The following is a 26,675-nucleotide window of genomic DNA, read 5'->3' on the forward strand; positions in this document are numbered from 1 at the left end:
TTTTGCTTTATATAGACGCACATGTTAACAAGTTTATTAACTATTCCCAATGATGTTTTTTAGGCAAAATTAAGACATTGGCAATAGTTAGGTTTTTACATTAAGGCGAGAGCGAATAACTATGTCGAATAATTCTATCCTAAATTACGCACCGGTCTCATTGGCACGTCAACCAATTGTTGATAATAACCTTGCGACTATGGGCTATGAATTGCTGTATCGTAAAAGTGCTCATTCTCTCGTTGCCGAGGTAGTCGATGATATAGGCGCAACAGCACAAGTGATTACTGCGAGCCTACTGGAAATAGGCATGGATAATCTAGTGGGCTCTAGTAAGGCGTTTGTCAACTTTCCCCGTAGCTATTTGTTGAGTCCAAGCAGTGTACCGCTTGATCCTAATAAAGTGGTGGTGGAGGTTTTAGAAGGGTCTGGTTTCGATGCTGTTCTCTTAGCTTCATTACGCCGCTGGGTAAAACAAGGCTTTAAGATTGCGTTAGATGATTTTGTTTTTGAGCCCAAACTGACGCCTTTTGTCGAGCTTGCTGATTACGTTAAACTGGACATTTTGGCACTGGGACAGGATGAGTTTCATCGACAGGTTGAAACGCTACGGGGCTTTGATGTCAAGATCATTGCCGAAAAGATTGAAACCTGGGATGAGTACCATTTTTGTCGCTTACTTGACGTGGATTTATTTCAGGGATATTTCTTTGAGAGGCCGGAGACTATCTCTAGCAAAGGGTCAAAAGTCAATAGCATGACGTTACTGCAATTGATGGCTGAAATGCTAAAAAGCGATGATTTAAGTATGAATGAATTAGAGCGCATTGTAAGTCAGGACGTTGGGCTGGTTCATAAGTTATTGCGTTATCTTAACTCTCCTTATACTGGTTTGGTTGCCTCTGTGGATTCAGTGCGTTTGGCAATCTCGTTGATTGGTGTCAATCAGTTGAAATCGTTAACGAACTTATTGTTGATGTCAGAGATGACTGGCGATCGTCCGGTACTTTTAGAACAAATCATGGTGCGCGCCAAACACGCAGAGCTGTTTGCCAAGAAACGCGGCTATGGGAACCATGATAAATACTTTCTGGCTGGTATGTTGTCAATGATTGATGTGTGTACTGGCATGAGCCTTGGTGATGTTTTGAAAGAGTTACCCCTTCCTAACGAATTTATTAATGCCATTATCAACAGAGCGGGTCGTGTCGGTCAGACGTTAGACTTAATTGAGCATTATGACAATGGGCGCCAAGTGAAACTTGAGAGTGATGTTGCTGATCTTAGAGACACGTATCTTGAAGCGATCCAGTGGACAGATCAATTTGTTGCAACGTTTTAATGGTTATTTTGTAGGTTATTTCTGACAATCCTGTAGGCCAATACATTTTGTTGTGTCAGCGACTTTTCCTTTCATGAAAAAATCTTTTTATCTGATTGTTTTAAATAAGGTTTTTATTTTTTTCTGGTGTTTTCTCCTCACTTGTATCTAAAGCAAATTCTGTTAAATTTACCTTGTCGGACGGGAACAACATGGATGTATGCAAAGGACTGACTTTAATTGCATGAAGCAGTAGCGACAAGGGATAGGCAGGGTAGCTCCTTTTTAGGACACTCAATGGATGAGAATGGATCGCTCGGATAGCGATTACGAACACTAGGATGGTGCTAGTACTAGGATGGTAAAAAGTCAGGCAGACAACAATTTGGATGATGTGCTCAATGGATGAGTTACCCGATAGGATGACGGTGAAAATAAGGCGGCTTAGGCTGCCTTTTTTTATTTCCGTTGATTCTGCCCTAAATAAGATCATCACTTTTCGGCGTTTTATTATGAGCGTTTTTATGTGTTCAGATTGAGCTTATTTTTTGATAATCGAATACTTCTTATTTTGTATCCGTTGATGTCATTTTTTTTGTATGAATTGTATGAAAAAGGGTTTTGTAGGCTGTTTCTGACATACCTGTAGGATGTGTCTATAAATAGCGTCATAGGAAAGGATAATAACTCTCGGATTTTATCTAGTTTACTGTTTTATAAGGCTTTATTATAAAATTTTTGTCTTTCATATAATTTGCTTCTTTTTTGTGAAGTGGTAAAGTTAACTCATCCACAGGGAGAGTGGAGAAACACAAAGGATGTGGCGCATAACAGGATGTTATGTTGATTAAATGGATTAGACTAGGATGTCTTTATTTCAGGGTTGAAACGGCAGGATGTCGAACTCAAAGGATGAGAAGCTGATAGGATGTTGGCGATAATAGGGTGGCTTTAGCCACCCTTTTTTTTGTCTATTTTTTCTTTTATCTACATCACCTTGTACTTCGACCCCAAGGTACTGCGACTCCGAGCGGTCAAACTAATTTAAAGCCTATGGAGTCTGGTAAGTCTGAGCACATCTCACAAAAAAAGCGACCAAGGCCGCTTTTACTTTCTGAACTTTATCACGACCTTACTTCGTTACTCTCTTGCGTTGCCATTGCTTGTTCGTGCAGGTGAGTAAGAGTGAGGATTTTAACGCGTGAGATGTTAACGCTCTAAATGCTCTAATTTGTCTTCAACACCATCCCATTCTGCAGCATCGGGTAAAGCTTCTTTTTTCTCTGTGATGTTAGGCCAGATTTGCGACAAGTCTTGGTTTAGTTCAACAAACACTTCTTGGTCTTCTGGCAATTCATCTTCAGAGAAAATGGCGTTAGCAGGACATTCTGGCTCACATAGGGCACAGTCGATGCATTCGTCTGGGTTGATTACCAAAAAGTTAGGACCTTCATAGAAGCAGTCAACAGGGCAAACTTCTACACAGTCTGTATATTTGCAGCGAATGCAGTTATCGGTAACGATGAAAGCCATTCGACTTCTCCTTACAAGCTTATAAAATTTAATTGCGCATATTTTAGAGGTATAAACCACTAGCGGGCAAGTAACAATTGCCTTAGTAATAAACCTATCTGATATTAGCTTATGCGCCTTGCGGCGCACGTTGCTGATTTTCTGTCTTTTTGTTTTAGCGTTAAAGACTGTTTTTTAATTCATGTAATGCATTCATGGCCTGAAGTGGCGTCATATTGTCTAGATCCAATGCTTCTAAAGCCTCTTTCAATGCATTGTGATCCGCCAGTTCGAACAAGTCCGGTTGTTGAGGCACATAAGCGGTATTGTTGTTCTGCTTCTTTTTGTTTGTTATTGGTTCGGGTGTTGGCTTATTGACGGGTTGTAAAGCGTCTGGATCATCAAGCTCAATGCCTGTTACCACTTCTAATTCCGCCAGTTTATGTTTAGCGTGGCCAATAACGTTGCGTGGGACCCCCGCTAGCTGTGCGACTTGTAAGCCATAGGATTGACTGGCAGGCCCAGGATGGACTTTATGCAAGAAGACGATTTCGTCATCGTATTCGGTGGCCGTTAAATGTACATTGGCGGCATTATCTAACTGATCCGCCAGCGTGGTGAGTTCGAAATAATGGGTGGCAAATAAAACATAGCACTTAAGATGATTGGCAAGATAATCCACCGCGGCCCACGCAAGAGATAAGCCATCAAAGGTGCTCGTTCCGCGTCCGACTTCGTCCATCAATACCAAACTTTGCTGGGTGGCGTTGTTCAAAATATTGGCCGTTTCTGTCATTTCCACCATGAAGGTAGAACGTCCACCGGCTAGGTCATCCGAGGAACCCATGCGAGTGAAGATACGATCGACCACCGAAATAGAGGCGGCTTCAGCGGGGACGAAACACCCCGTGTGAGCCAACAGAGCGATGAGCGCGATTTGTCGCATATAAGTCGATTTACCCCCCATGTTAGGGCCGGTGATCATCAACAAAGAGCGCTTGTCGTGCATGTCTAAATCGTTCGGGATAAAGGGATCGGAAATCACCGACTCGACCACAGGGTGACGTCCTCCTTGGATTTGAATGCCGCCACGGTTGTGTAGTTCTGGTCGCGCGAACATCAGCGCATCGGCCCGTTCTGCGAAAGTATTAAGGACGTCGAGTTGTGCTACCGCTTGGCTGGTGGTTTGTAATTCTCTCAGAAGCTGGTTTAGTCGATCCAGTAATAATTCATACAGCTCTTTCTCTCGAGCAAGGGCTTTGGATTTAGCGCTTAACGCTTTGTCTTCAAATGCTTTGAGTTCCGGCGTAATAAAGCGCTCAGCATTTTTAAGGGTTTGACGGCGAATGTATTCTGCGGGCGCTTGATCAGAATGCAAACGGCTAATTTCGATATAATATCCATGAACGCGATTAAAGCCGACTTTAAGTGAGCTAATCCCAGTACGCTCTTTCTCGCTGCGTTCCATCTCCGCTAAATAATCGGTGGCATTCGTGGAGAGAGACAGCAACTCATCCAGTTCAGTATCATATCCTTTCGCAAAGATGCCACCATCACGAACGACTGAAGGCGGATTTTCCACCAAGGCGGTGGCTAATGTTTCTGTTAACTCTGGTTGAGCGATCATGCGCCCATTCAAATCTTGTAGACGAGACGTTTGCGTAGTGGCCAATATTTGATTGATCTCAGGTATGGCTTCCAACGCAAAACGAAGGCGCAATAAATCGCGGGGTCTGGCTGAACGAAGCGCCACGCGAGACAAAATACGTTCTAAATCGCCCACTTTTTTCAGTGGGGGTTCTAACATATCGTAGAGGCGTTCGTCTTTTAGCTCGGCAACAACATCTTGGCGGGCTTGGATTTCGTTAATATCGCGAATGGGGGTATGTAACCAACGTTTTAACAGACGGCTTCCCATTGGTGTGGCGCAAGTATCCAAAACACTGACGAGCGTGTTGCTGGTGCTACCGGATAAATTCACATCAATTTCCAGGTTGCGTCGTGTCGCCCCATCAATTAACACCGAGTCATCTTTATGTTCAACGGTAATGGATTGAATGTGAGGAAGGGCGCTGCGTTGTGTGTCCTTCGCGTATTGCAGTAAGGCCCCCGCTGACGCGATGGCAGCGGTGAGGGATTCACAACCAAATCCTGAGAGATCTTTGGTATTAAACTGTTGGATTAATTGACGGTAGCTGGATTCATAATCAAAGTGCCAAGGGCCTAACTCAGATACCCCTTTTTCTAAGGTGACTCGATCCCGCGCAGGGAAGTCTTCAGAAATTAGAATTTCTCTGGGAGTCAGACGTTGCAATTCGCTGCTAAGGGCGTCCATTCCATCGACTTCAAACACACAAAAGCGGCCACTGGCCATATCAAGGTAGGAAAAGCCAAATACATCCAAGCCTTTTCGAGACTGATACGCGAGAGATAAAAGCAAATTTTCGCGCTTTTCTTCTAGATACGCTTCATCACTAATGGTTCCAGGAGTCACGATGCGGGCAATTTGACGCTCAACGGGGCCTTTGCTGGTCGCTGGATCACCGACTTGCTCAGCGACAACGACGGATTCTCCCATGCGGACCAAGCGTGCAATGTAGTTCTCAGCAGCATGGAATGGAATGCCAGCCATAGGAATAGGCTGACCGCCGGAGTGTCCTCGCGCTGTTAGAGTAATATCGAGCAATTGAGCGGCGCGTTTGGCATCGTCGTAAAAAAGTTCATAAAAATCGCCCATGCGATAAAACAGTAATTGCTGCGGATGCTGGGACTTTAAACCAAAATATTGGCGCATCATGGGGGTGTGGTTGTCTGTGGACGTTTTACTCATGCGACTGACTCGATTGTGATCCATAAATTAGAGCGCTATTCTACGGGAAATTTCAGCAGTATTTAAGGTGAGAAGGCGATGAGTTTTAAACAGGAAATGATGTTGACCGCTGAGAGTGTTTCTCAGTTGCTACTGAAGAAAAACTGGCAGTTAGTGACAGCTGAATCGTGTACGGGAGGCTTAATTGGTGCGGTCTGTACCGACTTAGCAGGTAGTTCCGCTTGGTTTTTTGGCGGTGTGATCAGCTACGCAAACGAAGCCAAAGAACGAGGTTTGGGTGTCAAATCCGATACACTTAAAAATTATGGTGCAGTTTCTGAGCAGACCGTTGAGCAAATGTGCTCTGGTGCATTACGCCTGGGCGGGGATGTCGCCATTGCTGTTAGTGGGGTCGCAGGTCCTAGTGGAGGGACCCAAGACAAACCTGTTGGCTGTGTCTATATTGGGTGGCAGATGAAAGGAAAATCGCCACAAGTGCAGCGTTTTCAATTTGCTGGTGACCGAGAAGCCATTCGTGAAGCCACGGTATTAGCCGCCTTGGATGGACTCATTGAGCGGCTCACTGTAGATGAAAAATAATACTGTTTTTATATACAGTATTTCTTGAGATTGGTGATAAAACACGATAAAGTTACTCCCAACGAAAACATTCACAAGGGTTTTACTATGTCATCTACGGTAGACAACAAGAAAAAAGCACTCGACGCAGCACTGTCGCAAATTGAACGCCAGTTTGGTAAAGGCGCCATCATGAAAATGGGGGAAGGTGCGAAACTGGATATTGATACGGTTTCAACGGGTTCTTTGGGCTTAGACATTGCGTTAGGCGCGGGTGGTTTACCGTATGGTCGTATTTGTGAAATCTATGGACCTGAGTCTTCCGGTAAAACAACACTGACTTTGAGTGTCATCGCAGAAGCACAAAAGCAAGGTAAAACTTGTGCCTTCGTTGATGCGGAGCATGCGCTTGACCCACAATACGCTGAGAAATTGGGTGTCGATATTGCAGAGTTGTTGGTGTCGCAACCAGATACTGGTGAACAGGCCCTTGAAATTGTCGACATGCTAGTCCGCTCGAACAGTGTCGATGTCATCATTGTTGACTCAGTTGCTGCATTGGTGCCTAAGTCTGAAATCGAAGGGGAAATGGGTGACTCTTCTGTTGGTGTGCAAGCGCGTTTGTTGTCTCAAGCAATGCGTAAACTAACCGGTTCTATCAAGCATGCAAATTGCTTGGTTGTCTTTATTAACCAGATTCGTATGAAAATTGGCGTAATGTTTGGTTCACCCGAAACCACAACCGGCGGTAACGCGTTGAAATTCTACTCTTCTGTGCGTTTGGATATTCGCCGCATTGGCTCGGTTAAGCAGGGGGATGAAGTCATTGGTAACGAAACCCGTGTGAAAGTCGTGAAAAATAAAGTAGCGCCTCCGTTTAAACAGGCGGAATTCCAAATTCACTATGGTGCAGGGATTTACCGTATGGGCGAGATTATTGACCTAGGCGTCAAACAGAACATTGTTGATAAGTCTGGTGCTTGGTACGCCTACAATGGCAACAAAATTGGACAAGGTAAGGCCAATGCTGCGCAGTTTTTAGCGGATAATCCTGAAATTGCCCAAGAGATCGAAGCGAAAGTGCGTGAAGATCTATTGCCAAGTAAGGAAAAAATTGAAGCAGCGAAAGCGGCCAAGGCTGCTGAAAAGGCTGAAAAAGAAGGCAAAGCATCTAAGACTGATGGAAGTAAAGATGCAACCGACGAGTTGGCTTTTTAACTCAGGTATGAAGTGACCGAATGCTTTCGGACAAATAGATGTTTTCGAAAAAGCAGACCTTGTGTCTGCTTTTTTCGTTTTGCTTCCTGTTGTTTTAATAAAAATCGGTGCGTAGACAAAAAATGTTCAGTGTTTGCTAAACATGTTGACCACCATTGACCTGCACCTCAGTACCGTTAATGTAAGAGGCACCATTAGAACAAAGGAAGTAGATCAGAGAGGCAACTTCTTCTGGTTTACCAAGGCGTTTCATGGGGACTTCGTTCTCGACTAATACATCCGTGCCCGGAGACAGTATCGAAGTGGCGATCTCGCCAGGAGCAATAGAGTTGACTCGAATGCCGTGGGGGCCAAACTCTGCGGCAAGCTCTCTGGTCAGAGCTGACAGGGCAGCCTTTGAGCAGGCATAGGCGACACCAGCAAACGGATGAACGCGCGTCCCAACAATCGACGTCACATTGAGAATACAGCCCTGAGATTGGCGAAGTTCGTCAAATAAACCTTTAGCGAGTAAGGCGGTGGAGAAAAGGTTCACATTAAAGACATTGAGCCAAGTGGCATAATCGGTATCCAATACACCAATACGGCTACCATCTGGTCCTTTTGGTGAAATCGCCGCATTATTCACTAACGCATGAAGTTTTCCATTCGGTAATTTGGCTTTAACAGCAGTGATGGCCTGTTCAATGCCGTTTATATCCGATAAATCCAGATCGATATGGTTGTCTTCACCTTCAGACCAAGGGCACTCTCCATCATTGCTCCATTCTTGGCGAGAGGCTGTGATAACACGCCATCCTGCGGCATTAAAGTGTTTGACTGTCGCATGGCCTATGCCGCGACTCGCTCCGGTTAGCAACAATGTTTTGACTTCTTTCATTTTATGCTCATTAGAACCTTAATAGGAACTCATCATAGGGGATCGAAATATTTTCAGTCAATGCTTTTGATTGTGTTTTGTGCGGCTGGTTATGAAGCCGATATAGCGTTTTCTGAACTGCTCTTTTGTCAGCGTTAGTCGGTCTCTAAGGCATACTTAATCTGGTCAAATCCAAACCCACGATACTGCAAATAACGGGTTTGTTTGGCCTTCTCTTTAAAGTCTCGTGTGCCTTCAGAGCCAAACTTTCGAACTTTAAGTTCTTTGGCTAATGTAAACCAGTCCGCATCACTTTCTTCGAAGGTTCGTTCGATTACCTCATCGGTGATGCCTTTTTGCTTTAATTCTTGTTTGATACGTTGTGGCCCTAATGGTTTATTGATTCGGCTTCTCACATAGGATTCTGCAAAGCGCTGATCATTTAGATAATTCATCTCTAAAAGCGAGGCGATAGTCTGTGCGATTTGCTCATCTTCATGGCCCTTAAGTTTCAGTTTGTGAGCCATTTCTTTGGTGGAATGGTCGCGACTTGCCAAAATCGTTAAGGCATGATCCATGGTGGATAGGCTAGGTTTCATTATAAGGCATCTCTACTACGGACTTTCTTCATCATAGCATTTTTAGCTTGATAGAAATATGGAACATTGGTTGAAGTCAGCTTAAGGGTCATTTTAAAACGGGATTGGATAAAACCCCAAAATAACACTTATGATTATATTGCTTAATAAACTGATAAAATTGATATTTTAAGGATAAATATCTACATATTATAATAAAATAAGATGATAAAACTGCTTTTACTATGTGAAAATGGTTTAAATAACTTTATATATTTCTGGGTGGTGTCTATGCGTGTTTGTGTATTAGGTGCGGGTGTTGTTGGTTTAACGTCGGCGTATTATTTGGCGAAAAAAGGCTTTGAGGTGACGGTGGTTGACCGTCAAGAAGGTGTTGCCTTAGAAACCAGCTTTGCCAATGCAGGGCAAATTTCGCCCGGTTACTCAGCGCCGTGGGCTGCACCAGGCATTCCGCTCAAAGCGATTAAATGGTTGATGCAAAAACATGCGCCATTAAAAGTCAGTGCCGAACCAGAACTCAAAAAAGTGGTCTGGATGGGTAAGATGCTTGCCAACTGTACTGAAAAAGCTTACGACGTGAATAAATCCCGTATGGTGGCGTTGGCGGAATACAGCCGAGACCAGTTTATTGCCATGCGTAAAGAGATTGGCATTCAGTACGATGATGGCCAAGGTGGTTTGACTCAGCTATTCCGTAAAGATGAGCAAGTTGAGGCGTCAGAAAAAGACATCAAAGTGCTTAAAGCACTGAATGTGGCGCATCAAGTATTAACACCGACACAAATTTTAGAAGTAGAGCCCGGATTGGCGCCAGTCATTGATAAATTTAAAGGTGGATTACGTTTGGTTGGTGATGAAACCGGTGACTGCTTTATTTTCTGTCAGGAACTGAAGAAGCATTGTGATGAATTGGGGGTAACCTTTAAATTTAACACGGGCATTGATCGCTTGGTGGTCGAAGGTGGTAAAATTCGCGCGATTAAAACCAGTCAAGGTGATATTGAAGTGGATAATGTCTTGGTTTGCATGGGCAGTTTCTCTAAAGAGTTGCTGCAAGCGATTGATATCTCCATTCCTGTTTATCCCGTAAAAGGCTATTCCTTAACCGTGCCTATTACCGATGCTCAGTTTGCACCAACATCAACAGTGATGGATGAAACCTATAAAGTGGCAGTGACGCGCTTAGGGGGACGTATTCGTGCTGCTGGGACCGCAGAGCTCAATGGATATAATTTAGATTTGCCAAAAGTGCGTACCGAAACCATTACGCACGTCGTAAAAGACTTGTTTAATCAAGGTTGCGACTTGTCACAAGCGGATTACTGGACAGGGCTTCGTCCAATGACACCAGATGGTACGCCAGTGGTTGGGCGTAGTGGCGTAGATGGTCTGTATTTGAATACTGGTCACGGTACGCTGGGATGGACGATGAGTTGTGGTTCCGCGGCTGTTATTGCTGACATTATGTCGGGTGACCGAACTGAGATTGACTCTCAAGACCTTTCTGTTCAACGTTATCAGTAATAAGGGGTAAACATGGCAAGGCCACTCACCGCAACGATCGATTTAGAGGCCATTCTCTATAACTATCGTTATGCGAAAAAATTACAGCCGACTTGTAAGGCGTTTGCTGTGGTAAAAAGCAATGCCTATGGGCATGGTGCGATTGAAGTATCACGATATTTGGATGATGAGGTAGATGCCTTTGCTGTGGCAGCCATTGAAGAAGCGATGGCTCTGCGAGAGGCGGGGGTGACATCCCCCATATTGTTGTTAGAAGGGGTATTTGAAGGGGATGAATGGCATCTCTGTGAAAAGCATGGTTTTTGGTCTGCTCTAGAAAATGCTCAGCAACTAGAAGCATTGACTCATAGCAAAGCCAGTATAGAAAAAGTATTTTTGAAGCTAGATTCTGGTATGCATCGCCTTGGTGTGGATAAAGACACGGCTCCATCTTTTGTCGCGGCATTAAAAGACAGTGGTCAAGTGGGTGAAGTCGTATTGATGACACACTTTGCCTGTGCCGACGATTTGTCAGACTCCGCAACGCTGGACCAGCTCGCTTACTTTGAAAGGACTCGACAGAGTCTAGAAGAACCGATTGAAGCCAGCGTTGCTAACTCGGCTGCCATTATGAAGTGGCAAGTGCCTGAAGGGGGCTGGATTCGCCCTGGCATCATGTTGTACGGTATTTCTCCGTTTTCTGAAATTAGTGGCCGTTCTATTGGGCTGCGTCCTGCCATGACCTTATCTTCCAAAGTGATTTCAACACGGTCTTTACTAAAAGGGGATCATGTTGGCTATGGACTAGGATATGTTGCACCGGAAGATCATGTTTTGGCGACGGTGGCTGTTGGCTATGGCGATGGCTACCCGCGTCACGCTGAAAATGGTACGCCTTTACAGATTAAAGGGCGATCAGCCAGTTTGGCTGGTCGGGTCTCCATGGACATGATTACGGTTCGGACTGAGGAGGGGGATGTGCCGCAAATGGGTGATGAGGTGGTTCTCTGGGGCGGGGAGGTTCCTGTGGAGGACGTTGCCCGCTATGCGGGGACCATAGGTTATGAATTAGTCACTCGTATGACAGCACGGCCACATTATCGTTACCTCTTTGGTGAGGAAAACGCTTAGTATTCTTCGAAAAACAGTAGGCAAAAGTCGGTTTCCTAAGAGAAATCGTACTTTTGCTTAAGTTTTGTGCAAAATAAGCTTAAAATCCCCTCGGTTTCTTTTGAAAATACCTATCCTTTGCGTGTACTATTTTGTGCTTTTCATTGCACAGAGTTGGCATCTTTATAGGCCATTCGCGCAGTTCAATTCGCCAAACTAATTAAGAGATAGAGACTCATCCAATTATGAAGAGTTCTGAGTTACGCCAGTCATTTTTATCCTTCTTCGAAAGTAAGCAGCATCAGATTGTTGAATCCAGCTCTTTGATTCCTGGAAACGATCCTACTTTGTTATTTACTAACGCCGGTATGGTTCAATTTAAAGACGTCTTTCTTGGGGAAGACATCCGTCCTTATAAGCGAGCGACAACCGCGCAACGCTGTGTCCGTGCGGGTGGCAAGCACAATGATTTGGAGAACGTGGGCTACACAGCTCGTCACCATACTTTCTTTGAAATGCTTGGTAACTTTAGTTTTGGTGATTACTTTAAAAAAGAAGCCATTGCTTACGCATGGGAGTTTCTAACAGAAATACTAAAACTGCCAAAAGACAAGTTGCTCGTCACTGTCTACGCGGAAGACGATGACGCCTTCGATATTTGGCATAAAACTATCGGTTTACCAGCCGAGAAAATTATTCGCATTGGCGATAATAAGGGTGGCCGTTACCAGTCTGATAATTTCTGGGCGATGGGCGACACTGGGCCTTGTGGGCCTTGTACAGAAGTTTTCTATGACCACGGTGAACACATTTGGGGTGGGCCTCCAGGCTCTCCAGAAGAAGACGGTGACCGTTTCATCGAAATCTGGAACGTGGTTTTCATGCAGTTTAATCGCTCGGCTGATGGGGCCATGGCACCGTTACCAAAACCTTCTGTTGATACCGGGATGGGATTAGAGCGCATCGCGGCGATTCTTCAAGGCGTTCACAGTAACTACGAAATCGATTTATTCCAAAACTTAATTGCCGCGTCTGCTAAAGCAGTAGGGACAAGTGATTTATCTTCTCAATCGCTGCGCGTGATTGCAGACCATATTCGCTCTTGTTCATTTATGATCGTTGATGGTGTGGTGCCTTCTAACGAAGGCCGTGGCTATGTCTTACGTCGTATCATCCGTCGCGCGGTTCGCCATGGTAATAAACTGGGACAAAAAGGCACATTCTTCTATACGCTGGTCGACGCATTAGATATTGAAATGGGTGAGGCTTACCCAGAGCTTCGCAAACTGAAAGACCGTGTCGCGTCTATTTTATTGAAAGAAGAAGAGCAGTTCGCAAAAACCCTGGATCAAGGAATGAAAATTCTTGAAGAAGCGATTGCGAACCTAGGTGATAAAACGGTGATCCCTGGCGACATCATTTTCAAACTCTATGACACCTTTGGCTTTCCATACGATTTAACTCAGGATGTTGCCCGTGAGAGTGGCCTTGAGATGGATGTGGCGGGTTTTGATGAAGCCATGGAAGCACAGCGTAATCGTGCTCGATCAGCAAGCAACTTTGCGATGGATATGTCTGGTGGTGTGCGTATTGAGTCAATTACAAACTTTACTGGATATGACCACTTAGAGGGGGCGTGTGAAGTTGAGATGATACTTGTCGATGGTAACGCTGTCGAAGCAATCGAAGCGGGTCAATCGGCCGTAGTGGTATTGAAATCGACACCTTTCTATGGTGAATCCGGCGGTCAGGTAGGCGATCAAGGTTGGTTGCGTGGTGCGGGTGCCTTTAAAGTCACTAACACGACAAAACAAGGTAAGGCCCATTTGCATCATGGCGAGCTAAAAGAAGGTCGTCTGGCCGTAGGGGATGAGGTTACTGGCCAGGTAGATCATTCTCTGCGTATGGCAACCACATTGAATCACTCAGCTACGCACTTAATGCACGAAGCATTACGACGTGTGCTAGGCGACCATGTGATGCAAAAAGGCTCTTTGGTTGACTCTGAGCGTTTGCGCTTCGACTTTTCTCATTTTGAAGGGGTAACCGCAGCGGAGATCGAGCAAATTGAAGACATGGTGAATGAGCAAGTTCGTTTAAACCGTCCTGTTGAGACAGAGATCATGGATATTGAAGCGGCGAAGGCGAAAGGTGCCATGGCGCTGTTTGGTGAAAAATACGATAGCCAGGTGCGTGTACTGACAATGGGAGCGGATTATTCCATTGAACTTTGTGGTGGTACGCATGTTAAACGCACGGGTGATATTGGTCTGTTCAAAATTCTTTTTGAAAACGGTATTGCAGCTGGGGTTCGTCGTATTGAAGCGGTCACAGGCAAAGCGGCGATTGATGCGACACGCCAAACGGAGGCGGCCCTTAATAGCATTGCCAGCTTGGTAAAAGGCAATAAAGACTCTGCGCTGGATAAAGTTGTGGCACTAAATGATCACGCTCGCGCCTTACAAAAAGAGTTGGATGTGCTGAAAGGGAAAATGGCGGCGCTGGCTGGAGCGGATTTGGCTTCTCAGGCTGTTGATATTAATGGTGGTAAGTTGCTGGTGGCGCAAGTGGAAGTAAGTGATCCTAAAGCGTTACGTGATTTGCTGGATGAGCTAAAGAGTAAGCTTGAATCAGCGGTTGTGTTATTAGCCGCAGTAAACGATGGCAAAGTCAGTTTGATTGCTGGTGTAACGAAAGAGCTAACCAAACAAATAAAAGCCGGTGATTTGATAAAAATGGTCGCACCCTTTGTGGATGGTAAAGGGGGTGGTCGTCCTGATATGGCACAAGCTGGCGGTAACAATCCAGCAGGGTTGGCAGAAGCATTAGCGGCGGTACCCGATTGGGTTGCCGAGCGCGTTTAAATCGATTCGCTCATTTTTGAGCATTTTTTGTGAGTAGAAGAAAGCTATGGCGTTGTTAGTTCAAAAATACGGCGGTACGTCGGTGGGTACGGTTGAACGTATCGAAGCCGTTGCAGACCGAGTGCTTAAGCACAAGCGACAGGGTGATGATATTGTGGTAGTGGTTTCCGCCATGAGTGGCGAAACCAATCGATTGATTGAGTTGGCGAAAAATATTCAATCAGCTCCCGATACTCGTGAAATGGACGTCTTGCTATCCACTGGCGAGCAGGTAACTATTGCTTTGTTATCGATGGCATTATTGAAGCGTGGTTTAGATACTCGCTCGTACACAGGGTCTCAGGTACGTATTACGACTGACAGCGCCCATGGCAAAGCGCGTATCCAAAAAATTGATACCGACGCAATAAGAGCGGATTTAGACGCTGGAAAAGTCATTGTGGTGGCCGGTTTTCAAGGGGCTGATGAACTGGGGAATATTACAACGCTTGGGCGTGGCGGTTCCGATACTACAGGCGTGGCCTTGGCTGCAGCGCTAAAAGCCGATGAATGCCAAATTTATACTGATGTCGATGGGGTTTATACAACGGACCCTCGTGTTGTAGATAGTGCTCGTCGTATGGATAAAATCACATTTGAAGAAATGTTGGAAATGGCGAGCTTGGGCTCAAAAGTGTTGCAAATTCGCGCTGTTGAGTTCGCAGGTAAATACCAAGTCCCGTTAAGGGTTCTATCAAGTTTTGTAGAAGGTGAAGGCACTTTGATTACGACAGAAGAGAATGAAAACATGGAGCAACCAGCGGTTTCAGGCATCGCGTTTAACCGTAATGAGGCCAAACTAACCCTAAAAGGAGTGCCTGACACACCAGGCATTGCGGCACGCATTCTCGGTCCTATCAGTGATGCAAACATTGAAGTGGATATGATTGTTCAGAACGTCTCTGCTGATGGCACAACGGATTTTACCTTTACAGTGGATCGTAATGATCACGATAAAGCCTTGTCTATTCTTAAGGGAATCGAGGATGAGTTGGGGGCTCGCTCGGTGATGTCTGATGCGAAAATTGCCAAGGTGTCCATTGTTGGGGTCGGTATGCGTTCTCATGCTGGGGTTGCCAGTAGCATGTTTAGAGCTCTAGCGAAAGAGTCTATTAATATTCAACTCATTTCGACATCAGAAATCAAAGTGTCTGTCATTATTGGTGAGAAGTACCTAGAGCTGGCTGTACGTGCTTTACACTCCGCCTTTAAATTGAGCGACAGTGCCGCTGGTGTGAGTGAGGAGTAACAGCTTCTCACACAATGAACACAAAAAAGTGACAACTTGGTCACAATATAACCACAAAATTGAGTTGGCTAATTATTTCTCTTAGCGTTACAATTCCTTTTGTAGGAATCGCCCTACAACAACTGTAGGGCGATTCGCGATTATTGAATAAAGGAATTCTAGGGAGAAATATTATGCTTATTCTTACTCGTCGTGTTGGTGAAGCGTTGATGGTTGGTGATGAAGTATCTGTAACCGTATTAGGGGTTAAAGGTAACCAAGTACGTATTGGCATTAATGCGCCAAAAGATGTATCTGTTCACCGTGAAGAGATTTATCTTCGCATTCAAAAAGAGCAGAATGACGAAAAAACTGAAGAATAACTTTTTTTTAAAAAAGGGGTTTACAAGGCAGGTGTGTCGTATATAATGCGCACCACTTGTTACGGAGAGTTGGCCGAGTGGCTGAAGGCGCGCCCCTGCTAAGGGTGTATGGGTTAACACTCATCGAGGGTTCGAATCCCTCACTCTCCGCCATTCAAGTTCACTGTTTAGGTTAATCCTTGGTTATCTAAAGTGTGATTGAAAAGTTTGAAAATTTTGCATCCGTAGCTCAGCTGGATAGAGTACTCGGCTACGAACCGAGCGGTCAGAGGTTCGAATCCTCTCGGATGCACCATTTCAAATGTCTCTTTTAGAGACTATCCTCTCTTTTTGTAAAAGATATTAAGTGATCGAAAGATCATTGGATTATTGTTGTGCATCCGTAGCTCAGCTGGATAGAGTACTCGGCTACGAACCGAGCGGTCAGAGGTTCGAATCCTCTCGGATGCACCATTTCAAATGTATCTTTTAGAGACTATCCTCTCTTTTTGTAAAAGATATTAAGTGATCGAAAGATCATTGGATTATTGTTGTGCATCCGTAGCTCAGCTGGATAGAGTACTCGGCTACGAACCGAGCGGTCAGAGGTTCGAATCCTCTCGGATGCACCATTACTGAATATTTTATCTCCCTTCTGGCTTTCCTGCCTATTTTCAGTCAAACCTATTTGTTCTTATGACATCCTTGTCATTGAGTTTTCTTTGTTGCTTATTGTCGCGCTGCGCGTCTTTATTTAAAGAATGGTATTCGCCTTAAGCGAGAGGCGATGTTTTCTCTAGTGCGATGCTATTAAAGGTCTGTATCAGTTCGTCTACCGTTTGGCAGCGTCGAAGTGATTGCAAGTTGTCTTTTATATCAGTAAAGCCAAAGCGGAGATGACCACACCATTGTTTTAATCGCCCTAAAGTCGCCACGTTGTCATAATGTTGTTGTAGTGCTTTGGCGTAATCACGAAATATGATGGCGAGAGTACTGAGATGGGTCTGCGACGTTTTGCCATTAAGTTGATCTCGTATTGTCTGAAAGGTGAAAGGGTTGTTGAGTGCTCCTCGACCAATCATGAAGTGCTGGCAGCCAGTGATGGATTGGCAACGCAGTAGGGATTCTGTGTCAATAATGTCGCCATTCGCAACCACAACCATGTTCGTTTTATCTTGTATCTTGCCAATTTTTTCCCAGCGCGCGGGAGGCTTATAGCCATCTTTTTTGGTACGCCCGTGAATGGTTAGGGTTCCCACTCCAGCAGCCTCAATGGCAGCAACATTCTCGAAGAGTAATGCCTCATCATTAAATCCTAGGCGAATTTTTGCAGATAAAGACGTCTGCTCAGGGAGGGCTAGGCGGATGCTATTCATGATGTCATAAAGTATAGAAGGATCTTGCAGTAATACGGATCCACCACCATGACCATTGACCCGTTTTGCTGGGCAGCCAAAATTCACATCAATATGCGATGCGCCGGCATTCACTGCATTCAGGGCGCTTTCTGCCATTAATTCGGCATGGCTTCCTAAAAGTTGTGTATGAACAGGGTGATGGAAAAAAGTCTGCGAATTATTCGCGTTTTCAGGTATCAGCCGCTTAAATGAAGAAGTAGGAATGGGGTATTGAGTGATACGTACAAACTCAGACACTAGGTAATCCATACCACCTATTTTTGACAATAAATGACGCATTGTATGATCCATGACACCTTCCATGGGAGCAACGGCAAGTATTATGTCTTGAGTTTGTCTTCTTTTTTCAATAAATAAGGATGAATTTTTTGAATTGTTCACAAAATATGTCAAACTGTTGTGTTTAAAAAATATAAAACTGTTCTAAATTGTGTTAAAAACAATCAATTTGGTCAAAACAGCCCGAGAAGGGTGCATATGATCATAATCAATGAAGACACACAAGATACTTATGCTAAGGGCGCTGATGCTATGAATGGATTACTTGAGGATGGCTTGGGATTAATGGTGTTGGGAATGGGATTTGTCTTCCTATTCTTAATTGTATTGATTTACGCAACAGGCTTTATGTCAACGGTTATTCATCGCTTTTTCCCCGACTTACCAGACAAAATCGAGTCGCCAGCTATTAAACAAGCCGACTCCAAGCAAGTGACGGGTTCTCATTCGACCATGGATTCAAAAGTAGTGGCGGCGATTACGACTGCCATTCATCAACATAGAAACAAATAACCCACCTTATACTACTAATAATATTAATAATTTTTGTCAGAGGCTGAAATATGACAGCAGTGAAACAACCCCTTGGGATTACCGATGTCGTTTTGCGTGATGCCCATCAATCCTTATTTGCTACTCGTATGCGCATTGACGATATGCTGCCTATTGCTGAGGCGTTAGATCAAGTTGGTTTTTGGTCTCTAGAATCCTGGGGTGGGGCAACATTTGATGCTTGTATTCGTTATCTTGGTGAGGATCCTTGGGATCGAATCCGCGAGCTAAAAAAGGCCATGCCAAAAACGCCACAGCAAATGCTGCTACGAGGGCAGAATCTATTAGGTTATCGACATTATGCTGATGATGTGGTTACAAAGTTTGTTGAGCGTGCTGCAACCAATGGGGTGGATGTTTTTCGTATTTTTGATGCGATGAATGACCCTCGTAATCTAGCAACGACCATTAAAGCGGTTAAACAGCAGAACAAGCACGCGCAAGGTACTATCTCATACACCAAAAGCCCAGTGCACTCCACTCAAAATTGGGTGGATTATGCGAAAGCCTTGGAAGACATGGGAGCGGATTCCATCGCAATCAAAGACATGTCTGGTATTTTGACGCCCTACGATGCTTTTGAATTAGTGAGTTTGTTGAAAGAGCAAACGGATTTAGAAGTACAGCTTCATGCCCATGCAACCTCTGGCTTATCAGATATGACCATTCTAAAGGCCATCGAGGCGGGTATAGATCGTGTTGATACGGCCATTTCGTCCATGTCAATGACATACGGTCACACTTCAACTGAAGCGGTTGTTGCCGCACTGCAAGGAACAGAGCGTGACACAGGGTTAGATCTGGCGCGTTTAGAGGAAATCGCGACCTATTTTAGAGGCGTTCGTAAAAAATATGCGGCGTTTGAAGGGTCACTACGAGGCACTGATTCTCGTATTCTGATAGCACAAGTACCAGGTGGTATGCTCACCAATATGGAGAGTCAGCTCAAAGAGCAGGGTGCATCCGATAAATTTGACGATGTATTGGCTGAAATTCCTAGAGTGCGTGAAGATTTAGGCTTTATTCCATTGGTAACGCCAACATCACAAATAGTCGGCACTCAGGCTGTATTGAATGTGCTAACCGGTGAGCGTTATAAATCCATCTCTAAAGAAACCGCAGGGGTATTAAAGGGAGAGTATGGCGCTGCTCCCGCGCCGTTTAATAAAGCTTTGCAAGAAAAAGTGCTAAATGGTGCGGAGTCGATTACCTGTCGTCCTGCCGATCTGCTTTCTCCTGAAATAGACAAGCTAACAGAGGAATTAGTGGCTTTGTCAACGGAGAAAGGTTTTCAATTGTCGGATGATCGAATTGATGATGTGCTGACTTATGCCTTGTTTCCTCAGGTGGGCTTGAAATTTCTGGAAAACCGTCTGAATCCAAGTGCCTTTGAACCCGCTCCTACCGCTCCTAAAGGAGAAGAAACACCGAATGTCAGTACTCAAGTCCAAGCCAGTGCCACCCCATCGGGAGAAAGTGTCTATACCGTCACGGTATCAGGTGAGCAATTTGTTGTTCAAGTATCCGAAGGCGGAGAGATTGGCGCTATCCAACCTAAACCACACTCTCAACCTGTAGAGACAGCAAAAGCGTCTGCTACAGCCTCAGGTGAGCCTGTTCCTTCTCCTTTATCGGGCAATATTTTTAAAATTTTAGTGTCGGTAGGCCAACAAGTTGAAGAAGGTGACGTCATTATGATTCTTGAAGCCATGAAAATGGAAACGGAAATATCTGCTCCGCAATCGGGGGTCGTAGCGGCTATTCATGTCAAAGAGGGTGACTCGGTTCAAGTGGGTCAAGCGCTCTTAGTCTTATAGTATTCACCTTATTCAGAAGGTTATTAATAACGATGGAAGATAAATTACTGACTCTTTACCGTGATACTGGCATTTACCAATTAGAATTTGGGCAATTTGTCATGATCTGCATTGGATTGCTGCTTGTATACTTGGCAATAAAAAAAGGCTTTGAGCCTTTATTACTGTTACCCATCGGCATTGGGGCGGTATTAGTCAATATTCCTGGAGCGGGGTTTATGGCCGCGCCTGTTTATGATGCTCAAGGCCACATGACAGCCCCGGGTGGGTTGCAATACTACATCTATCACGGGGGAATCGAGACAGGTTTATTTCCTCTGATTATTTTTATGGGAGTCGGGGCCATGACAGACTTTGGTCCTATGCTTGCGAACCCTAAAACCTTATTGCTTGGTGCGGCGGCCCAGTTTGGGATTTTTGCAACAGTTATTGGGGCTGTTCTATTGGGGACGTCTGGGTTAATGGACTTCGCTTTAGCCGATGCCGCTGCGATTGGTATTATCGGTGGTGCGGATGGACCGACTGCGATATTTGTGGCGAGCCGCTTGGCGCCAGAATTGCTTGGGGCTATCGCGGTGGCAGCCTATTCTTATATGGCATTAGTGCCACTGATTCAGCCTCCTATTATGCGAGCGCTGACCAGCAAAGAAGAACGCTCTATTAAAATGGAGCAACTGCGACCTGTTTCGAAAAAAGAAAAAATCATTTTTCCAATTGTCGTCACTTTGCTGGTGGCCATGTTTTTGCCTTCGGCTGCTCCTTTGTTGGGCATGTTTTGCTTCGGTAACTTGATGCGAGAGTGTGGGGTTGTAGAAAGATTAAGTGATACCGCACAAAATGCATTGATCAACATTGTTACCATCTTCCTTGGGTTAGGGGTTGGTTCAAAGTTGAGTTCAGAGGCCTTCTTGAATATCGAAACCTTAGGGATCTTAAGTTTGGGCCTAATTGCTTTTTCTATTGGGACAGCGTCGGGTGTATTGATGGCGAAGTTAATGAATAAAATGTCTTCTCATCCTATTAATCCAATAATTGGTGCTGCGGGAGTGTCTGCCGTACCGATGGCGGCGCGTGTAGCCAATAAAGTTGGCTTAGAAGCAAACAAACAGAACTTTCTATTAATGCATGCCATGGGGCCAAACGTGGCAGGGGTGATTGGCTCAGCTGTTGCCGCAGGGGTGATGTTGAGCTACGTCGGCAGCTAGGTGTATGAAGGGAAGAATATAAGGGAAAATGCAAAGGCGCTTCGGCGTCTTTGTGTTTAATGGGAGGCTCCAAAAAGGCTTTTTGTACACTATTTAAACGGAAAGACATAGAGTTGGATTTAATTGCTAGAAAATACAAAAAGTACTTGCGCTCAAAATTCTAGGATGTATTATACGCACCCACTGACACGGACGGCAACGCAAACAACGCTTTGCCACTTAGCTGAAACAACAGGCTAAGCAAGCCGAACGATAACACGTCAGACGCTCTTTAAAATAGATAATCAGATAATTTGTGTGGGCGCTCGCTGAGACCTTCAGAAGATCGACAGGGTTTTGCTTAGTTTACTAGGTGGGGCACTGAGCGATCAAAAAAATGAAGTCTTACGAGAGTCAAACACGTCAATTCGCTTTATGTTGATTTGTCATTTTTGATGATGAATCGATTAAGTTATTGTTAGTGTAAGAATTTGAGTGAGCAAGCTTTTTAAACTGAAGAGTTTGATCATGGCTCAGATTGAACGCTGGCGGCAGGCTTAACACATGCAAGTCGAGCGGTAACAGGGGAGCTTGCTCCTGCTGACGAGCGGCGGACGGGTGAGTAACGCGTAGGAATCTGCCTAGTAGAGGGGGACAACATGTGGAAACGCATGCTAATACCGCATAATCCTTTAGGGGGAAAGGAGGGGATCTTCGGACCTTCCGCTATTAGATGAGCCTGCGTGAGATTAGCTAGTTGGTGGGGTAAAGGCCTACCAAGGCGACGATCTCTAGCTGGTCTGAGAGGATGACCAGCCACACTGGGACTGAGACACGGCCCAGACTCCTACGGGAGGCAGCAGTGGGGAATATTGGACAATGGGGGGAACCCTGATCCAGCCATGCCGCGTGTGTGAAGAAGGCCTTAGGGTTGTAAAGCACTTTCAGGAGTGAGGAAGGGTGCTTGGTTAATAGCCAAGTATTTTGACGTTAGCTCCAGAAGAAGCACCGGCTAACTCTGTGCCAGCAGCCGCGGTAATACAGAGGGTGCGAGCGTTAATCGGAATTACTGGGCGTAAAGCGCGCGTAGGTGGTTTGTTAAGTCTGATGTGAAACCCCAGGGCTCAACCTTGGAATGGCACCGGATACTGGCAGGCTAGAGTACGGTAGAGGGATGTGGAATTTCCTGTGTAGCGGTGAAATGCGTAGATATAGGAAGGAACATCAGTGGCGAAGGCGACATCCTGGACTGATACTGACACTGAGGTGCGAAAGCGTGGGGAGCAAACAGGATTAGATACCCTGGTAGTCCACGCCGTAAACGATGTCTACTAGCCGTTGGGTTGTAATGACTTAGTGGCGCAGTTAACGCGATAAGTAGACCGCCTGGGGAGTACGGCCGCAAGGTTAAAACTCAAATGAATTGACGGGGGCCCGCACAAGCGGTGGAGCATGTGGTTTAATTCGAAGCAACGCGAAGAACCTTACCTACTCTTGACATCCACAGAAGAACGCAGAGATGTGTTTGTGCCTTCGGGAACTGTGAGACAGGTGCTGCATGGCTGTCGTCAGCTCGTGTTGTGAAATGTTGGGTTAAGTCCCGTAACGAGCGCAACCCTTATCCTTACTTGCTAGCGGGTAATGCCGAGAACTTTAAGGAGACTGCCGGTGACAAACCGGAGGAAGGTGGGGACGACGTCAAGTCATCATGGCCCTTACGAGTAGGGCTACACACGTGCTACAATGGCGTATACAGAGGGCAGCGAACTTGCGAGAGTAAGCGAATCCCAAAAAGTACGTCGTAGTCCGGATTGGAGTCTGCAACTCGACTCCATGAAGTCGGAATCGCTAGTAATCGTGAATCAGAATGTCACGGTGAATACGTTCCCGGGCCTTGTACACACCGCCCGTCACACCATGGGAGTTGATTGCTCCAGAAGTAGATAGTCTAACCTTAGGGGGGACGTTTACCACGGAGTGGTCAATGACTGGGGTGAAGTCGTAACAAGGTAGCCCTAGGGGAACCTGGGGCTGGATCACCTCCTTAAACGATAGAAGGCTTGGTGAGCGTTCACACAAATTATCTGATCCCTATCTTAAAAGCATTAGGATAAAGTCCTAAGCAAGACGCTAAAGCAGCACATTTACTTTTTTGGTGAATGATGAGATGCATTTTAGTTTCTGACTTAGTGCTTTGCACTAAACTTGCTCTTTAACAATTCGAATTTTGAAATAGACGATAATCAAGCGTCAAACCGGTGGATTGCACTTTTCTCATCTTATTTCCTTCTGATGAGAGGGTGACGATCTAATATCGTAAATCCAGAGAGGGACAAAAGCTCTTTGGTATGTGACTTAAGTAGAGAGCGGAGGTAACTTCACTCTAAAAACTATTTTGGGTTATATGGTCAAGTGACCAAGCGTGCACGGTGGATGCCTTGGCAGTCAGAGGCGATGAAGGACGTGGTAATCTGCGAAAAGCTCGGGGGAGTTGATAAACAAGCTTTGATCCCGAGATGTCCGAATGGGGAAACCCACCCGCTTGCGGGTATCGTATGATGAATACATAGTCATACGAGGCGAACGAGGGGAACTGAAACATCTAAGTACCCTTAGGAAAAGAAATCAATTGAGATTCCCTGAGTAGCGGCGAGCGAAAGGGGATTAGCCCTTAAGTGGCTTTGGTGTTAGTAGAAGATTCTGGAAAGGATCGCTGTAAAGGGTGATAGCCCCGTATACGAAAACGCCTTAGGCATGAAAACGAGTAGGACGGAACACGTGTTATTCTGTCTGAAGATGGGGGGACCATCCTCCAAGGCTAAATACTCCTGACTGACCGATAGTGAACCAGTACCGTGAGGGAAAGGCGAAAAGAACCCCTGTGAGGGGAGTGAAATAGATCCTGAAACCGTGTACGTACAAGCAGTGGGAGCGGACTTGTTCCGTGACTGCGTACCTTTTGTATAATGGGTCAACGACTTATTTTCAGTAGCAAGCTTAACCGCATAGGGTAGGCGTAGGGAAACCGAGTCTTAATAGGGCGTTTAGTTGCTGGGAATAGACCCGAAACCGGGCGATCTATCCATGAGCAGGTTGAAGGTTGGGTAACACTAACTGGAGGACCGAACCCACGTACGTTGAAAAGTCCGGGGATGACTTGTGGATAGGAGTGAAAGGCTAATCAAGCTCGGAGATAGCTGGTTCTCCTCGAAAGCTATTTAGGTAGCGCCTCGCGTATTGCCACTGGGGGTAGAGCACTGTTTGGGCTAGGGGGTCATCCCGACTTACCAACCCCATGCAAACTCCGAATACCAGTGAGTGTTAGCGCGGGAGACACACGGCGGGTGCTAACGTCCGTCGTGAAAAGGGAAACAACCCAGACCGTCAGCTAAGGTCCCAAAGTTACAGTTAAGTGGGAAACGATGTGGGAAGGCTTAGACAGCTAGGAGGTTGGCTTAGAAGCAGCCATCCTTTAAAGAAAGCGTAATAGCTCACTAGTCGAGTCGGCCTGCGCGGAAGATATAACGGGGCTCAAACTGTACACCGAAGCTACGGGTTCATCTTAGGATGAGCGGTAGAGGAGCGTTCTGTAAGCCGTTGAAGGTCAAGCTGTAAGGCAGGCTGGAGGTATCAGAAGTGCGAATGTTGACATGAGTAACGATAAGGGGAGTGAAAAACTTCCCCGCCGGAAGACCAAGGTTTCCTGTCCCATGTTAATCAGGGCAGGGTGAGTCGGCCCCTAAGGCGAGGCAGAAATGCGTAGTCGATGGGAAACAGGTTAATATTCCTGTACTTATGTATATTGCGATGGAGAGACGGAGAAGGCTAGGCCAGCACGGCGATGGTTGTCCGTGTTTAAGGTAGTAGGTTGAGGAATTAGGCAAATCCGGTTCCTCTTAAGACCGAGAATTGATGACGAGCCCTCTTTTGGGTGAAGTGGTTGATGCCATGCTTCCAGGAAAAACTTCTAAGCTTCAGATATACATGAACCGTACCCCAAACCGACACAGGTGGTCAGGTAGAGAATACCAAGGCGCTTGAGAGAACTCGGGTGAAGGAACTAGGCAAAATGGTACCGTAACTTCGGGAGAAGGTACGCCGGCCGGTGTGAAGGACTTGCTCCGTAAGCACTAGTCGGTCGAAGATACCAGGCCGCTGCAACTGTTTATTAAAAACACAGCACTCTGCAAACACGAAAGTGGACGTATAGGGTGTGACGCCTGCCCGGTGCTTGAAGGTTAATTGATGGGGTTAGCGTAAGCGAAGCTCTTGATCGAAGCCCAAGTAAACGGCGGCCGTAACTATAACGGTCCTAAGGTAGCGAAATTCCTTGTCGGGTAAGTTCCGACCTGCACGAATGGCGTAATGATGGCGGCACTGTCTCCACCCGAGACTCAGTGAAATTGAAATCGCAGTGAAGATGCTGTGTATCCGCGGCTAGACGGAAAGACCCCGTGAACCTTTACTATAGCTTCACAGTGAACTTTGAACCTACTTGTGTAGGATAGGTGGGAGGCTTTGAAGATAGGACGCCAGTTCTATTGGAGCCAATCTTGAAATACCACCCTGGTATGTTTGAGGTTCTAACTCAGGTCCGTAATCCGGATCGAGGACACTGTGTGGTGGGTAGTTTGACTGGGGCGGTCTCCTCCCAAAGAGTAACGGAGGAGCACGAAGGTGTGCTCAGCATGGTCGGAAATCATGCATAGAGTGTAAAGGCAAAAGCACGCTTAACTGCGAGACAGACACGTCGAGCAGGTACGAAAGTAGGTCTTAGTGATCCGGTGGTTCTGAATGGAAGGGCCATCGCTCAACGGATAAAAGGTACTCCGGGGATAACAGGCTGATACCGCCCAAGAGTTCACATCGACGGCGGTGTTTGGCACCTCGATGTCGGCTCATCACATCCTGGGGCTGAAGCCGGTCCCAAGGGTATGGCTGTTCGCCATTTAAAGTGGTACGCGAGCTGGGTTTAGAACGTCGTGAGACAGTTCGGTCCCTATCTGCCGTGGACGTTTGAGATTTGAGAGGAGCTGCTCCTAGTACGAGAGGACCGGAGTGGACGAACCTCTGGTGTTCCGGTTGTCACGCCAGTGGCATTGCCGGGTAGCTATGTTCGGACGGGATAACCGCTGAAAGCATCTAAGCGGGAAGCCTCCCTTAAGATAAGATCTCACTGGAACATAAGTTCCCTAAAGAGCCGTTCGAGACGAGGACGTTGATAGGTTGGGTGTGTAAGTGCTGTGAGGCATTGAGCTAACCAATACTAATTGCTCGTGAGGCTTGACCATATAACACCAAAGTGGTTTTACTGGAGATGGTTCCTGACCATTCCAGCACTTCCTCCTTCCATGGAGGTCGTAAGACACACAAAAGACACAGAATACGATCCGGTTTAACGCTTGATTGTCGCTATTTCAAA

General features: G+C 45.8%; 17 protein-coding genes, 4 tRNA genes and 2 rRNA genes. 17 read left to right on the forward strand and 6 right to left on the reverse strand.

Annotation, left to right across the window (positions count from 1 at the left end):
- Positions 1–121 precede the first annotated feature (121 nt).
- A complete protein-coding gene (locus AC0VYG_RS04300; protein ID WP_475431119.1) occupies positions 122–1,342 on the forward strand; it encodes an EAL and HDOD domain-containing protein in 1,221 nt (406 codons plus the stop codon).
- Between the two features lie 100 nt (positions 1,343–1,442).
- On the opposite strand, the gene AC0VYG_RS04305 is transcribed toward AC0VYG_RS04300, so the two are convergent.
- From AC0VYG_RS04305 to mutS, 3 genes are all read right to left on the reverse strand, one after another.
- Positions 1,443–1,814 carry a hypothetical protein gene (locus tag AC0VYG_RS04305; RefSeq protein WP_475431120.1) on the reverse strand — a complete coding sequence of 124 codons (372 nt, stop codon included), beginning with the start codon at positions 1,812–1,814 and terminating at the stop codon, positions 1,443–1,445.
- A gap of 716 nt (positions 1,815–2,530) precedes the next feature.
- On the reverse strand, positions 2,531–2,854 hold the full coding sequence (fdxA, locus tag AC0VYG_RS04310; RefSeq protein ID WP_475431121.1) for a ferredoxin FdxA: 324 nt from the start codon (positions 2,852–2,854) through the stop codon (positions 2,531–2,533).
- Between the two features lie 160 nt (positions 2,855–3,014).
- Entirely contained in the window at positions 3,015–5,663 is a 2,649-nt protein-coding gene (gene mutS, locus AC0VYG_RS04315; protein WP_475431122.1) for a DNA mismatch repair protein MutS, read from the reverse strand.
- A 78-nt stretch (positions 5,664–5,741) separates the two neighbouring features.
- Here mutS and AC0VYG_RS04320 point away from each other — a divergent pair, with 78 nt between their 5' ends.
- Complete coding sequence (locus AC0VYG_RS04320; protein WP_475431123.1) at positions 5,742–6,242, forward strand: CinA family protein; 501 nt, start codon at positions 5,742–5,744, stop codon at positions 6,240–6,242.
- Between the two features lie 87 nt (positions 6,243–6,329).
- A complete protein-coding gene (recA, locus tag AC0VYG_RS04325; protein WP_475431124.1) occupies positions 6,330–7,439 on the forward strand; it encodes a recombinase RecA in 1,110 nt (369 codons plus the stop codon).
- A gap of 136 nt (positions 7,440–7,575) precedes the next feature.
- On the opposite strand, the gene AC0VYG_RS04330 is transcribed toward recA, so the two are convergent.
- Both AC0VYG_RS04330 and recX read right to left on the reverse strand, forming a co-directional pair.
- Complete coding sequence (locus AC0VYG_RS04330; protein WP_475431125.1) at positions 7,576–8,319, reverse strand: SDR family NAD(P)-dependent oxidoreductase; 744 nt, start codon at positions 8,317–8,319, stop codon at positions 7,576–7,578.
- A 134-nt stretch (positions 8,320–8,453) separates the two neighbouring features.
- Entirely contained in the window at positions 8,454–8,897 is a 444-nt protein-coding gene (gene recX / locus AC0VYG_RS04335) for a recombination regulator RecX (protein WP_475431126.1), read from the reverse strand.
- Positions 8,898–9,167: 270 nt separating this feature from the next.
- Between recX and AC0VYG_RS04340 the strand changes: the two genes are divergently transcribed.
- The 9 genes from AC0VYG_RS04340 (at position 9,168) to AC0VYG_RS04380 (ending at position 16,635) form a co-directional block, all read left to right on the forward strand.
- Positions 9,168–10,421, forward strand: coding sequence for a D-amino acid dehydrogenase (locus tag AC0VYG_RS04340; protein ID WP_475431127.1), 1,254 nt, complete (start codon positions 9,168–9,170; stop codon positions 10,419–10,421).
- 12 nt (positions 10,422–10,433) lie between these two features.
- Positions 10,434–11,531, forward strand: coding sequence for an alanine racemase (gene alr / locus AC0VYG_RS04345; protein WP_475431128.1), 1,098 nt, complete (start codon positions 10,434–10,436; stop codon positions 11,529–11,531).
- A gap of 224 nt (positions 11,532–11,755) precedes the next feature.
- Complete coding sequence (gene alaS, locus AC0VYG_RS04350; RefSeq protein ID WP_475431129.1) at positions 11,756–14,374, forward strand: alanine--tRNA ligase; 2,619 nt, start codon at positions 11,756–11,758, stop codon at positions 14,372–14,374.
- Positions 14,375–14,420: 46 nt separating this feature from the next.
- Complete coding sequence (locus AC0VYG_RS04355) at positions 14,421–15,662, forward strand: aspartate kinase (protein ID WP_475431130.1); 1,242 nt, start codon at positions 14,421–14,423, stop codon at positions 15,660–15,662.
- A 173-nt stretch (positions 15,663–15,835) separates the two neighbouring features.
- The gene (csrA, locus tag AC0VYG_RS04360) at positions 15,836–16,024 is read left to right on the forward strand and encodes a carbon storage regulator CsrA (protein WP_199477905.1); all 189 of its coding nucleotides are present in this window, start codon (positions 15,836–15,838) and stop codon (positions 16,022–16,024) included.
- 63 nt (positions 16,025–16,087) lie between these two features.
- Positions 16,088–16,177: transfer RNA gene (locus AC0VYG_RS04365), tRNA-Ser, on the forward strand.
- Between the two features lie 65 nt (positions 16,178–16,242).
- A tRNA-Arg gene (locus tag AC0VYG_RS04370) sits at positions 16,243–16,319 on the forward strand.
- An 81-nt stretch (positions 16,320–16,400) separates the two neighbouring features.
- A tRNA-Arg gene (locus AC0VYG_RS04375) sits at positions 16,401–16,477 on the forward strand.
- Between the two features lie 81 nt (positions 16,478–16,558).
- Positions 16,559–16,635: transfer RNA gene (locus AC0VYG_RS04380), tRNA-Arg, on the forward strand.
- 141 nt (positions 16,636–16,776) lie between these two features.
- Here the strand turns inward: AC0VYG_RS04380 and AC0VYG_RS04385 are convergent.
- Positions 16,777–17,724: a tRNA dihydrouridine synthase gene (locus AC0VYG_RS04385; RefSeq protein ID WP_475432520.1), complete on the reverse strand. Its 948-nt coding sequence runs from the start codon at positions 17,722–17,724 to the stop codon at positions 16,777–16,779.
- A gap of 174 nt (positions 17,725–17,898) precedes the next feature.
- Between AC0VYG_RS04385 and AC0VYG_RS04390 the strand changes: the two genes are divergently transcribed.
- From AC0VYG_RS04390 to AC0VYG_RS04410, 5 genes are all read left to right on the forward strand, one after another.
- Complete coding sequence (locus AC0VYG_RS04390; RefSeq protein WP_475431131.1) at positions 17,899–18,213, forward strand: OadG family protein; 315 nt, start codon at positions 17,899–17,901, stop codon at positions 18,211–18,213.
- A gap of 50 nt (positions 18,214–18,263) precedes the next feature.
- Positions 18,264–20,069, forward strand: coding sequence for a sodium-extruding oxaloacetate decarboxylase subunit alpha (gene oadA / locus AC0VYG_RS04395; RefSeq protein WP_475431132.1), 1,806 nt, complete (start codon positions 18,264–18,266; stop codon positions 20,067–20,069).
- Between the two features lie 32 nt (positions 20,070–20,101).
- A complete protein-coding gene (locus AC0VYG_RS04400; protein ID WP_475431133.1) occupies positions 20,102–21,274 on the forward strand; it encodes a sodium ion-translocating decarboxylase subunit beta in 1,173 nt (390 codons plus the stop codon).
- A 489-nt stretch (positions 21,275–21,763) separates the two neighbouring features.
- Positions 21,764–23,300 (forward strand): 16S ribosomal RNA (locus tag AC0VYG_RS04405).
- Positions 23,301–23,659: 359 nt separating this feature from the next.
- A 23S ribosomal RNA gene (locus AC0VYG_RS04410) occupies positions 23,660–26,544 on the forward strand.
- The 16S and 23S rRNA genes sit together here, the layout of an rRNA operon.
- Positions 26,545–26,675: the final 131 nt, after the last annotated feature.

The sequence above is a fragment of the Marinomonas sp. 63XJN7_7_ISO-PGPR-S23-202 genome, from assembly GCF_056173505.1.